The organism is Nostoc sp. DedSLP03, assembly GCF_034530815.1.
Classification (GTDB): Bacteria; Cyanobacteriota; Cyanobacteriia; order Cyanobacteriales; family Nostocaceae; genus Nostoc.
In genome coordinates, this window is the sequence record NZ_JAVRCK010000048.1 from 1 (window position 1) to 12,393 (window position 12,393).

General features: G+C 38.5%; 14 protein-coding genes. 10 read left to right on the top strand and 4 right to left on the bottom strand.

What is annotated here, in order from left to right:
• Positions 1–115: 115 nt before the first annotated feature.
• Positions 116–565, bottom strand: a complete 450-nt coding sequence (locus RM368_RS22105) for an orange carotenoid protein N-terminal domain-containing protein (RefSeq protein WP_322696026.1) — start codon at positions 563–565, stop codon at positions 116–118.
• A 318-nt stretch (positions 566–883) separates the two neighbouring features.
• On the opposite strand from RM368_RS22105, the gene RM368_RS22110 reads away from it, so the two are divergent.
• The 3 genes from RM368_RS22110 (at position 884) to RM368_RS22120 (ending at position 4,536) form a co-directional block, all read left to right on the top strand.
• Complete coding sequence (locus RM368_RS22110) at positions 884–2,590, top strand: D-aminoacylase (protein WP_322696027.1); 1,707 nt, start codon at positions 884–886, stop codon at positions 2,588–2,590.
• A gap of 136 nt (positions 2,591–2,726) precedes the next feature.
• Positions 2,727–3,905: a hypothetical protein gene (locus RM368_RS22115; RefSeq protein ID WP_322696028.1), complete on the top strand. Its 1,179-nt coding sequence runs from the start codon at positions 2,727–2,729 to the stop codon at positions 3,903–3,905.
• A gap of 145 nt (positions 3,906–4,050) precedes the next feature.
• Positions 4,051–4,536: a type II toxin-antitoxin system VapC family toxin gene (locus tag RM368_RS22120; RefSeq protein WP_322696029.1), complete on the top strand. Its 486-nt coding sequence runs from the start codon at positions 4,051–4,053 to the stop codon at positions 4,534–4,536.
• Between the two features lie 156 nt (positions 4,537–4,692).
• On the opposite strand, the gene RM368_RS22125 is transcribed toward RM368_RS22120, so the two are convergent.
• The 3 genes from RM368_RS22125 to RM368_RS22135 are packed head-to-tail and all read right to left on the bottom strand — an operon-like array spanning position 4,693 to position 5,358.
• The gene (locus RM368_RS22125; protein ID WP_322696030.1) at positions 4,693–4,842 is read right to left on the bottom strand and encodes a hypothetical protein; all 150 of its coding nucleotides are present in this window, start codon (positions 4,840–4,842) and stop codon (positions 4,693–4,695) included.
• The gene (locus RM368_RS22130) at positions 4,835–5,134 is read right to left on the bottom strand and encodes a type II toxin-antitoxin system RelE/ParE family toxin (RefSeq protein ID WP_322696031.1); all 300 of its coding nucleotides are present in this window, start codon (positions 5,132–5,134) and stop codon (positions 4,835–4,837) included. The genes RM368_RS22125 and RM368_RS22130 overlap by 8 nt, the downstream gene beginning before the upstream one ends.
• Entirely contained in the window at positions 5,134–5,358 is a 225-nt protein-coding gene (locus tag RM368_RS22135) for an addiction module protein (protein WP_322696032.1), read from the bottom strand. The genes RM368_RS22130 and RM368_RS22135 overlap by 1 nt, the downstream gene beginning before the upstream one ends.
• A 603-nt stretch (positions 5,359–5,961) precedes the next feature.
• On the opposite strand from RM368_RS22135, the gene RM368_RS22140 reads away from it, so the two are divergent.
• From RM368_RS22140 to RM368_RS22170, 7 genes are all read left to right on the top strand, one after another.
• Complete coding sequence (locus RM368_RS22140; RefSeq protein WP_322696033.1) at positions 5,962–6,447, top strand: type II toxin-antitoxin system VapC family toxin; 486 nt, start codon at positions 5,962–5,964, stop codon at positions 6,445–6,447.
• Between the two features lie 323 nt (positions 6,448–6,770).
• Positions 6,771–7,193: an Mpo1-like protein gene (locus RM368_RS22145; RefSeq protein ID WP_322696034.1), complete on the top strand. Its 423-nt coding sequence runs from the start codon at positions 6,771–6,773 to the stop codon at positions 7,191–7,193.
• Positions 7,177–8,181, top strand: a complete 1,005-nt coding sequence (locus tag RM368_RS22150; RefSeq protein ID WP_322696035.1) for an aromatic ring-hydroxylating dioxygenase subunit alpha — start codon at positions 7,177–7,179, stop codon at positions 8,179–8,181. Before RM368_RS22145 ends, RM368_RS22150 begins: the two co-directional genes overlap by 17 nt.
• A gap of 267 nt (positions 8,182–8,448) precedes the next feature.
• Positions 8,449–9,189 (top strand): hypothetical protein, encoded by a 741-nt coding sequence (locus RM368_RS22155; protein ID WP_322696036.1) that lies wholly within the window; start codon positions 8,449–8,451, stop codon positions 9,187–9,189.
• Between the two features lie 5 nt (positions 9,190–9,194).
• Positions 9,195–10,256: an aromatic ring-hydroxylating dioxygenase subunit alpha gene (locus RM368_RS22160; RefSeq protein ID WP_322696037.1), complete on the top strand. Its 1,062-nt coding sequence runs from the start codon at positions 9,195–9,197 to the stop codon at positions 10,254–10,256.
• Entirely contained in the window at positions 10,240–11,145 is a 906-nt protein-coding gene (locus RM368_RS22165; RefSeq protein ID WP_322696038.1) for a ferritin-like domain-containing protein, read from the top strand. Before RM368_RS22160 ends, RM368_RS22165 begins: the two co-directional genes overlap by 17 nt.
• 39 nt (positions 11,146–11,184) lie before the next feature.
• The gene (locus tag RM368_RS22170; RefSeq protein ID WP_322696039.1) at positions 11,185–12,390 is read left to right on the top strand and encodes a P-aminobenzoate N-oxygenase AurF; all 1,206 of its coding nucleotides are present in this window, start codon (positions 11,185–11,187) and stop codon (positions 12,388–12,390) included.
• Positions 12,391–12,393: the final 3 nt, after the last annotated feature.

Here is a 12,393-nt window from a genome sequence, read left to right on the forward strand (position 1 = left end):
GAAGTATAGGAAAATACCCGTGTTTAACTGATTCATCCCGCATTTATGCAACGCCGCTTAATTTACTACTTTTAGTTATCCCCAATTCTAGAATATTGAGAGTTTTTGCAGTCAACTAACCCATTTTTTGCACCACACTCAACATGAAATTAATCCGTTGCTCAAAGTCTAGATTTTTGATTAATGCGATAAATTCGTCTGTTTCACCAGGTAGTTGATAGTCGGACGGCACTGGAATGATGGTTCCATTTTCCATTCCTTGTGCCAGCAGTAACCAAACGTCTAATCTAGCGTTAGCAGTTAGAGCATTATAGGATTGACTAATATTGTTAGCTGCACCATTAATGATGTCGCGTTGTGCTTGCAGTTGCTCTTCATGAGACAACTCTAGAAATTGGTCAAACAGTGTTTGAGCAGGAACTTCGATCCTTGGAGGAGGTGCAGGCTTTAGCTGGTCTTTAAGATCGAGATAACCGAACCAAAGTAGGGCTAGCTGAGTATCTACATCAAAGCGTTGAAAAGTTTCTAAAGCTGGTCTTGTTGCTTCATCAATTGTGTAAGTCATAAAAACTCCAACTAAGTTAAAAGTATTCTGCTTTCAATACTTCATACAACTTAACGAACAAATATAGATAGATAACCCTACTTAGGGTAGGTATAGGACTTATTACATAAGACAGATAGAGATAACTGAAATTGCTAGTTACAAAAATGCCTGTTTCGATGTATGTGAAAGTTAAGTAACGTCTGTGACTCTCAGCGATCGCTTGAAGGGGTTCTTGATTATGTAGTATAAGATGTAGCAATGAATATTTGCGTCATACTGTAGTGCGATGGCGTACCCGCCCTTTCCGGTGGCGACATCAAAGGAAAACAAACAATCATGTTAGATTTGCTGATTCAAAACGGGTTAATTTTCGATGGCTTAGGCTCTCCACCTGTTCGCAGAGATATCGGCATTCAAAACGGCCGCATTGTCACCCTCACACCCTCCTTAACTACCCCAGTGCGTGAAGTGCTTGATGCTTCTGGGTTATGGGTGACACCGGGATTTATAGATATTCATACTCATTACGATTTAGAGGTAGAAATTGCACCAGGATTGAGTGAATCAGTGCGTCATGGTGTTACCAGCGTGGTTATTGGTAACTGTAGCTTGTCTGTTGCGATCGCCCAACCCCAAATCCTGGCTGATATTTTTCAGAGGGTAGAGACACTTTCCCATCGGCTGATTGCAAAATGGCTACAAAAGTCGGTTTTCTGGCAGACACCAGCAGAATATTTACAGCATTTGCAACAGTTACCCCTTGGCCCCAATGTTGCCCCAATGTTTGGACACAGTGCCTTACGCGCTTATGTGATGGGATTAGAACGCAGCTTAACGGTTCAGCCAACAAAATTTGAACTAAAACTGATGCAGCGCATAGCCAGAGATGCAATAGATGCTGGCTTTATTGGTATTTCTATTGATATGTTTCCCTGGCATCGGATGAGTGGAGAATGGCAAGGTTGTACAATTCCCTCTCAACACGCCAAATTTAAAGAATATGCGATGTTAGCAGATTTGTGTCGGCGGTGCGATCGTGTTTTTCAAGTCACACCCAACTTACAAAGACTCGCTTCCTTTGTCGATATTCTGCGTATGGGTTCAGGTATTGGACAAAAACCACTGCGCCTAACAGTCCTCTCAGCCTTAGATGCCGTACACGATCGCAACCTATGGCGAATATTTTCCCCTCTACTTTTTATTTGGAATCGGCTTCTAAATGGTAATGTGCGCTTTCAAACCCTAACGGAACCTTTCACCATTTACTCTGATGGATCTGTGACTCCCTTATTTGAAGAATTCTCCACAGGCGCACAACTCAATAACTGTCAGTCACGAGAAGAAAGACAACAACTATGGGCATCGGAAGTTTTTCGTCGTCAATTTCGCCAAGAATGGCTGAGTAAACGGCGTAAATCATTCCATCGTCGCTTGGATTTGATGGAAGTTATTCACTGTCCCGAAGCAAGTTGGCAAGGGTTAAGTTTTGCCCAAATTGCTCGTCAAAAGCAACAAGAACCAGTAGATTTATTTATCCACGCATTACAAAAATACGATACAGATTTACGCTGGGTGGCGACAGGAGCGAACGATCGCCTAAAACCCCGTTTAGCGATGATGCAGCATCCGCATATTTTGCCTGGTTTTACCGATGCTGGCGCTCACGTGCGTAACCTGGGCTACTATGATGGAGCTTTGTCTTTGCTCAAACAAGCATTTGCAACGAAGTTTCTATCACCGGAAGCTGCGATTTGCCGCGTTACCGGCGAACCTGCTGGTTGGTTTCGTCTTGATACGGGAGTTCTCAAAATTGGTGCGAAAGCCGATATAGTTTTACTCGATCCTAATGCTTTAAATCAGCCAATTAGCCCGCAAATGCAGATATCAGATCCCGTTTTAGATGGTGAACCTCGGATGGTTAAGCGCGGTTCAGATGAAATTGTGCAAGCAGTTTATATTAATGGAGTTCGGGTTGTTTGTCGGGGGAAAGTGAGCGATCGCTTGGGGCGTGAAAAGTTGGGAACGGTTTTGTTTCCTTGTTGAATTATTTCACGCAGAGGCGCAGAGACGCAAAGAGAGATAAAAAGCCTATAATTAATCATAAAATCAGGGATTTATGCTGTAAAATCACGTAAGTCCTAGTTGTTTATTTTGGATAAACTTTATTTGAAACATAAATATGCATGAGTTAGCATTAGACAATAGGAAATTAAAAGAATTAATTAAGAAGTGTAGACATTTCTCAATCAAGCCTCTTGACCTACCTAGCTATGAAAGAGGTATCAAGCAGAATCAAAACGTTAGGGAATTGCTCTCTGAGCTTGTCGATGCAGCTGTTCAAGATTTATTGGCTTTGTCAAGTGACGAAAAAAAAAGCTTAGTAAAAAGCTTTCCTCCTGCAATAGGGATGTTTTCAGATTTAGATACTTCTCAAAATGATGAAAAGGAATTAAGGAAAATTGCAGTTTATTACATTGTTGCTGAATTGCATCGCAGCAATTTTTCATTCAAAGCAATAGTTAATGAAAATATTGACAACAGTACAGTTTTCCAAATTTTTCCTGAACTTAAGGAAAGGTTAGACAAAGATAACTTGTTATTTCTTGATGGTGAACTGATAATGCATGATTATGGTATTGAGTACAAGGACTATATTATTCAATACCATCGTTTTTTACGGAGTAGATACCTTTCATACTCAAACTCAGGTTTTTTAGGGCGATGGATAACTTATTATCAAGAAACACAATCACTCAATCAATTCAGAATTGCAATAGATCACCACAGTACATTGAAATCAAAAGAAGAATACGATCAGATACTAGAATTCGATACTTGGTATGGGCCGGCATTTGATCCAGAAAAATTAGATGACCCGAATTATGTTGGGTTAACACTTTTAGGAAGAAATAAAAACTCCCTTTTTGAATATGAGTATAAATTACATCGAACTGAATTCTTCTGGAGTTTTAGAGATGGTATCAAAACATTTGAGACAGAAGAGATTTCTGATGATGGTCAGTGGTATGACTGCTACTACTTCAATAAGTATGTTCACAGTGAGAGAAACGTTACCCAGAAAGTTACTCGTCACGTTGATGGAGCCGTCAAAGTTTATTTTAAAACTGATTATGCAAATAGAAAGAGTGCAAACTTGCCAAATAAAGACAGTCACACAAAGATAAAGCTTTGGAGAATAGATGGCAATGTAGACCTTGAGAATTGGATTAACTTAATTACTTTTTTCTATAAGGGTAATGAGATGGTATACGAGTATTTTGATCCAGTTGGTTTTGAGGATAAATTTGAGTTACGTGTTAGAGATTTTGAAGCTTGGAAGAAGCAACAAGAGAGTTAAAGAATTATTGCTACCAAATGACTATTAAGGTATAAATTCTATTATTCGTTGGTAAGTATTATTGTTTTAGTTCATGTGGGAGGCTAAAACCATCAATAGTATAAATTCAGGGGATAGTTTAGATCAAAAGGAATCATAAGTTGCCGTGAAGGAAAGCATCTACATTGAAACCAGCATCTTAGGTCATTTGACCGCCAGAGCAACAGACAACCTCATTCTTGCTGCCAACATCAAGATCACACAAGACTGGTGGAATGAAAATCGTAGTTTATTCATTCTCTATGCTTCAGAAATTGTTGAGGATGAAGCAGCTAAGGGAGATCCAGCGATCGCATCTCAACGGTTGAGTATGTTACAATCCTTGATGCTGCTTGAACTAACAGAAGAGGCTCTAGAGCTTGCTCAAGCATTCCTCAGCCAAAGTAATCTCCCACCAAAAGCATCAAACGATGCTCTACACATAGCATTGGCAACAGTGTATGGCTTGGACTATTTGCTAACATGGAACTGCAAACATATGGCAAATGCCCAAATCCAACGCAAATTATCACAAATTAGCTCTGAACTTGGGTATGTTTTACCAGTCATTTGTACACCTTATGAACTCATAGGATATAACCAGGAGACTTAATCATGTACAAAAACGAAATAGTTGAAGAAATTCACAAGTACAGAGAAGATTACGCTCAATCCTTTCAATATGATTTGCAAGCTATATTTAACGATTTACAAAGAAAACAAACCGAACACAAGCATCGACTGGTAAGACTTCCAATCAAGCGGGGGTCTAACAAATCACTGCATCCGAACGCAAGCTAGATCCTACAACGAAGCGATCGCTGATTAGGAACGTTACTGCGATCGCTATTCTTGTAGCTTGGGTTAAGTAACGCAACCCAACACTAATATTATCGCTATGAAGAGAAATTTTATTCAATTCTATCCAACCACTGTTTTGGATTGCGTTTTGCATGAAAGCAAGCAAGTACAAAAACTGTATCTTGGTCAAAAACGTAGAGAATTATGTATGGAAATCGGCGGATTAATGCTCTTCTTACCTGTTTGTGGATGACTTGGGAAGCAAGGGGTTGTCGTCCAATTCCCGAAAGACAAGCATCAACAGCACGGACGAATTCAGAACCTAAACCTGGATTTTGAGATTCGTACCACTCAAAAGCATCCCGAATATCATATTCTGCTTCTGGCTGAATAATCAGGTTATAGTTCATTATGAGAATCTTAACCGTTTTTTAACCTCTTCCCAACTAGAACCAGTTGTAGGGTTTTTTTTGTAATTTTCTAAGCGTCGATCTAATTCCTGTTGTTGTGTTGAACTCAAGGGCAGTTCCTCTTGCTGTTCTAAGATACTGTCCCATAAATCTTCAGCCAGTTGGATACGTTCTGCAATGCTGAGTTCAGAAATATCAAATTTCAAGAAGGGATGGAGACTCATGAGTACAGAGTTATGGTTGAGCTTTCGCCTATTTTACAACATAGTGTGATACCTACGGCAGATGGAGCGATCGCTTTATTCAGCAATTGTGCCTCACAGATAATCACTTCTCAATAGACCTCTTGGCAAAAGTGCTTTTTGCTTTTTGCACTCTTAGGGGAAAAGGGTAAAGGTTAAAGGGGAAAGGGAAAATAACAAACCTTTCCCCCTTTCCCCCGCCTCTTATCCCCTTCTTGGGGTTCCACCTTCCCCTTTTCCCGACAAATGCCAAGAAGTCCAATAACTTGTAAAATTTAAACAGTGAATAATTCCTCGATTCTTATGAATGTAAAACTTCAGACCGACGAAGATAATCTACAGGAAAGCACTAGTATAAACATAAATAAAGAAACAGAAGACGAAAAAGTTCTATGTCCTCATTGTCAGCGCACTGCTACTAACGGTATTAAATGTAAAGGTATTTGTGTAGCTGACAATGACTATTAAAATATAAATTCTATTACTAGCTGGTAAGTATGATTGTTTTAGTTTATCTGGGAGGCTAAAACCATCAATAGTATAAATTAAGGAGATAGTTTGGATCAAAAGGAATTATAAGTTGCCGTGAAGGAAAGCATCTACATTGAAACCAGCATCTTAGGTCATTTGACCGCCAGAGCAACAGACAACCTCATTCTTGCTGCCAACATCAAGATCACACAAGACTGGTGGAATGAAAATCGTAGTTTATTCATTCTCTATGCTTCAGAAATTGTTGAGGATGAAGCAGCTAAGGGAGATCCAGCGATCGCATCTCAAAGGTTGAGTATGTTACAATCCTTGATGCTCCTTGAACTAACAGAAGAGGCTCTAGAGCTTGCCCAAGCATTCCTCAGGCAAAGTAATCTCCCACCAAAAGCATCAAACGATGCTCTGCATATAGCATTGGCAACAGTGTATGGCTTGGACTATCTGCTAACATGGAACTGCAAACATATGGCAAATGCCCAAATCCAGCGCAAGTTATCACAAATTAGCTCTGAACTTGGATATGTTTTACCAGTTATTTGTACACCTTATGAACTCATAGGATATAATCAGGAGACTTAATCATGTACAAAAACGAAATAGTTGAAGAAATTCACAAGTACAGAGAAGATTACGCTCGATCATTTCAATATGATTTGCAAGCTATATTTAACGATTTACAAAGAAAACAAACGGAACACAAGGATAGACTGGTAAGACTCCCAATCAAGCGGGGGTATAACAAATCACTGAATCAAAATGCAAGCTAGATCATCCTTATTAATGTAGGCAGCAGACTCAATAAATCAGTCTTGATTCTCATCAGCTTTTGAAGACAGTAGTCTTGAACCATTGTTTGTAAAGCGACAAGCCCATACGATATCTGAGGAAACTCACATCTTTTCATGAGTGAGATCAACTATAATCCTAAACAAAAGGTAAGAAATCGGATTAATAATCAAATTTTGGATCATCCTTTTACAAACTATTGGGATATTTTTATTCTTAAACATCAACATCCAATTAATATTACTTTACACATTTTAGGAATATTATTTTTTTACAGTTTACTCTTTTATACTTGGAAATTGCAAAATTTTTGGTTACTCTTCGGATTACCGTTAACTCAATTGTTGGGATTAACTGGACATTTTTTATTTGAGCGTAGCCATATTGATTTACAAGATGCTGTATTTTCTTGGCGGGCATCTTATTGTTTAGGTAAAATGTTATTTAGGATTTTGACGGGTAAATATCGAGATGATATTTGCCAACAACAAGAAATATTAAATAATTATCTATCAAACAATTATGAAAGTATTCAATAATTGGAATGTGATTGCTAAGGGTTGGTATATTGCCTGTCCTAGTCATGAAATCCCTAAAAAAACAGCAAAATCTGTAGAAGTATGCGGTCAAAAAATTGCCATTTTTAGAGGTGAAGATGGGCAAGTACGGGCTTTGGATGCTTATTGTCCTCATTTGGGAACAGATTTAGGAATTGGGAAGGTTGATGGTAATTGGATTCGTTGTACATTTCATCATTGGGCATTTGATGAAACAGGAATTTGTCAAAATATTCCCTGTCAATCAGAAATTCCTACTCAAGCTAAATTGCAAGCTTATGCAACAGAAGAAAAGTATGGATTTATCTGGATTTATCCAGATGCTAAAGCACCAGAGGGAGTGGCTGATTTTGATGAATTGAAGGGAAAAGAAATTGTTGCACAAGCTGATATTGCATTTGCCAGAAGTTGCCATCACCATATCTGTATGATGAACGGGATTGATGCTCAACATTTAAAAACAATTCATCATTTAGACATTAAAATGGATTTGTCGCTACATCGCAGTGAATTAGGCACACAAATAGACTTTACAATGTGGGGACAATTCCCTCAAACTACTTGGAGAGAAAAGTTAGGTCAAAGATTTCTTGGTTCTACATATCAATATTCAATGCGTTATGCTCATGGTTGCATTGGTTTGTTAACAATGATGAAAGATGTCAGGCTTTTTCCCCCACTGTATATGATATATGCTTATACTCCAATTTCACCTGGAAAAACGATAATTCAACCGATTTATGTAACTGAAAAACGTCAAGGTATTTTAGGGTATCTGCAAAGTCAATTTTTGTTATTTTGTACTCGGTTAGCTTACTATATGCTTAGAGATGAAGATGGCAAAATTTACGATAATATTCGCTTTAATCCGAATTTACTCCTTAATATCGATCGGCCATTAGCTGAATATATGGAGTATGTAAATCAGCTAGAACCGTCTCGATGGTCAAAAAATAGGGGTGTAAAATAGTAGACTGGGTTAGCGATCGCTTAACTCAACAAAAGCTTTGATAATGTTGCGTTTTGTTTCTCAATCTAAATACATCTTAATTATTTTGTATTTTGTAGAGTAGGCGATTTCCATTAACTCTTATTGAGAGAGTGCAAGATGTGAATACGGAATTGTAACGTAAATAACCATTCTGGAATCTGTCACATTACACCGTAAATTTACCATAATGGTCGATAAAGTTTTAATTAAATATAATACAAATCGAGTTTAAGTAATTTACGAGTAATGAAGAGTTTGCTGATTCCTGTTCAAAATTTGCAGCCAAGCGATCGCACCGCCATGTATGCGTTACTGCAAAATCACTTCCAAGGTATAACCTGGGATGGGTTTCAAATCGATCTAGAGCGCAAAAACTGGGTTTTGTTGTTGAGAGATGAAACATCCAATGCACTCAAAGGATTTTCAACTTTGATGTTATGCCAAACGACTTTTTTAGGAGAAAAAATTAGTGTGGTGTATTCTGGCGACACTATCGTCGATCCTAGTGCTTGGTCGAGTACAACACTACCACGTAGTTGGATTGCCGCCATCAATTTTCTTCGTCAACACTATGCAGAAAATAAACTTTACTGGCTGCTAATTTGCTCTGGTTTTCGCACTTATCGTTTTCTCCCTACTTTTTGGCAAGATTTCTATCCGCGTTATGATGTCACAACACCTACTGATGTTAAGCATCTAATGGATAATTTGGCACAGGAATATTATGGTAACTTATATCAAGAAGCAACTGGGATTGTCCGGTTTCCGCATCCCCAAATTTTACGGGAAGGGCTGATTGAGATTCCATCAGGACGACAAACTAATCCTCATATTCAGTTTTTTGAGGAAAAAAATACTGGCTATCGCTTAGGTGATGAATTGGTTTGTTTAACTGAAATTAAATATGACAATCTCACCCGTTCTGGACAACGGATGTGGAAGTCAGAATCATCATTAAAGTTTGTGCAAAATTGTGTTCTTATTTAATTTTTATGTTATCTACCAACCCACACTTAAACTTTAATAATCCAACACAATTTATAGAGGGATGGTACTGGACATTACCATCAAAAAAATTAAAGCTTGGCAAGGTAAAAGCTATAACTTTGCTAGGTAGAAATATAGCAATTTATCGGGGAGTTAGCGGTCAGGTAGTAGCTATAGATGCTTATTGTCCACACATGGGCGCTCATTTAGCAGAAGGTAAGGTAGAAGGTGATGGAATTCGCTGCTTTTTTCATAATTGGAAGTATGACAGTCGCGGAATTTGTGTAGATGTTCCTTCTCTCGGAAAACCGCTACCTGTGTGTATTAAAACTTGGCATACCGCGGAAAAGTACGGCATGATTTGGGTTTGGGTGGGAGAAGAAAAGCCAAGTTCGCTGCCTTTTGTACCAGAACTAGAACAAACAGATTGCGATTATATATTGGGGACTAAATTTGTCAAAAACTGCCATCCCAATGTCTTACTAATTAATGCAATTGATGCTCACCATTTCAATACAGTACACAATTTACCTTTAGAGATTATATTTGATTCTCAAAACCTCAACCCCAACGCTATTACCTTCAGCAACACTACACGAGGAGGGGATGATTCTTGGTTAATTCGCCTGATTCGTCCTCTATATCGTAAGGAAGTTACTTATAGTATGTGTTACTGGTATGGCAGTACTGGCACTGTGACGCTAGGCCCAGATTTTCTGCATTTCTACATTATATTTACACTGCGCACGATCGAAGGTGGTAAAACTGAAGGGCAAACCATTCTTGTTACTCCTAAACGTCCGGGATTTTGGGGATGGGTTTTAAATCGTGGTTTGTTATGGTTAACTCAGCAAGTTGGTAATTACTTTGCAAAAGGGGATACACAGGTATTTCAGACAATTCAGTTTGATTTAAAGACTCCTACTAAAGCAGATCGATCTATTCTGGAATTTATTCAGCACGTTAATCATCAGAAAGCTTTAACCTGGGCAACTTGGGACACTGTTAATTATCCAAATATTCAAACTGTATCAACACCTAACCCTGAACATGGATTCAAAATATAAAATTGTTGGTTTTGACCTACCATACACAAATTCTGATGACCGTTTGCGACGGATATTAACAGCAGCCTTATCTAATCAGAATAATTATCATAATTATCCACAATTAAATTATTGGGATGCTAAATTTTTTAACTTACATAAAGTCAAAATTTTTCAAGAATCTAATATTACTGAACAATCTGCTATTCTGGAACTTGCCAACCGCAGTCTGTTAGAAGAATCATATTTCATAGAAAAAGCAGGTGTTGGCTACATGGCAAAAATGGTACTGTTAGCCGAAACAGTTGAAGAACGAATGCTTTATGGACTGTTTACGGCTGATGAAGCTACCCACCTTCATCAAATTAGCCATTTTTTACCAGCAATGGAAGTAACTAATACGGACGATCCGTTTTTACGCTTACTATCAGAAGTGGTTGAAAGTGCAGATAAAACAGTTTTATTGTTTGTGCTGCAAGTCGTTTTAGAAGGATGGGGTTTAAGCCATTATCGGCGTTTAGCAAAGGAATGCCGCTATCCATTTTTAGCAGAAATTTTTGCCAGTTTTTTACAATCTGAATCCCGTCATCACGCTACGGGAACTACCTTGTTTAATCAAATTACTGTTTCAACATTCAGTCAAACAACAATTCTTGATGTATTGGCACAGTTTTTGTTTATGGTACAGGTGGGGCCGCAAAGCTTACTAAGAGCAATCGAACAAGTAAAAGGACATCTGACGCGATCGCAAAAAATCCAAATTTTAGAAGAACTAGATACAGAGACTCACAGTGGAACCCAATTACAAATATTGCGATCGCTCATGGGAGGAAAATCAGCCCAGTCTATCCTGCAAAATTTAGAAGAACGCGGAGCTTTTGAACCACTCCCCGCCCATCAATGTGTGTAATAAATCTCAATCTTATCTCTGCGTGAAATAAAAACGGATATGGAAAAAACTATTCATCGCAAATTACAAATTAACCACACTCGCAACAAACAGCAAGACCATACTGCTTTAATGGATGAAGCAGTTAACAATTTTCGCTATGAAGATTGTCAAAACGAGTATTGGAACCCAGAAGAGTTTTCCCTGCTATACGGTACACCTTTATGGGAACAGTCTACTCAACATCAGCGTATAATTTTGAACCAACTTTATTGGGTCGCTTACTACTCACAAATTGTTTCTGCGGAAATTGCAACTATCTTTTTCAATCAAACCAGTGCAGCCGGACTTTACGCCCAAGAAGATTTCCGTTTAATCTGCGATACCTTAGATTTGGAATCCGCCCAAGAGCGATCGCACATTAACGCCTTCCGTACAATTGCCAAACAGGTTGAACAAGCGTTATTTGGAGAACTTATCTTTACCTACCCCATGCGCGGCCCCTTTACAGAAACGATGGTTTATGCTGACACCAATGCTCTAAAAACTTGGTGGAAAAAAATTCAACTTCAATACTTTGGGCTAATTTCTGCGAATAATACTTTTTTAGCTTGTCAGTATTTCACTGTTCGGGGAGTGCGGACATTAAATGGCAAGTTAGTACAGCACAAACTCAGTAATTATTATCAAAAACATCCCCATTCTGAAGCGGCTCCCATTCCTGCTAAAGTCTCCTATTATCACTTCATGGATGAAAGTTTTCACTTCAATAGTTCGACAATTATATCTCACGATGTTATCACTTGTCTTAAACCCCCAACTGCATTTGAGCGACTCGTTGCTAATTTAGGATTGTGGGGATGCCAGCGCGATCATTTTCATTTTTCGGCTGTGATAAACGGGATTTTTTGGTACGATCCGGCGCTGTATGGCAAGATTTATCGGGTGTTGCGATCGCCTATTTTTGGTATGAGTGATAAGGATGCTAAGGAAATGATGCGGCGTTGTTTTACGGAAGAGTCAGAAGGATTACAGCGCAGTTTTTCAACTCATCAAGAGGCAATGAAATCTTATCAGGTGTATGTTGAAAAGCTCGATTATCTTTGGCAACGGAATCGGGATATGTCGCTGATGGCTACTAATTCAATTTCTCGATATTTGGCAACTCAAGAAAGGGCTTTTCAAGGTTTTGAACAGCAAGAATATTTGTTTATATCTCACGCAGAGGCACAGAGCCACAGAGAGGAATGGAATAGTGTTGTTTAGGTA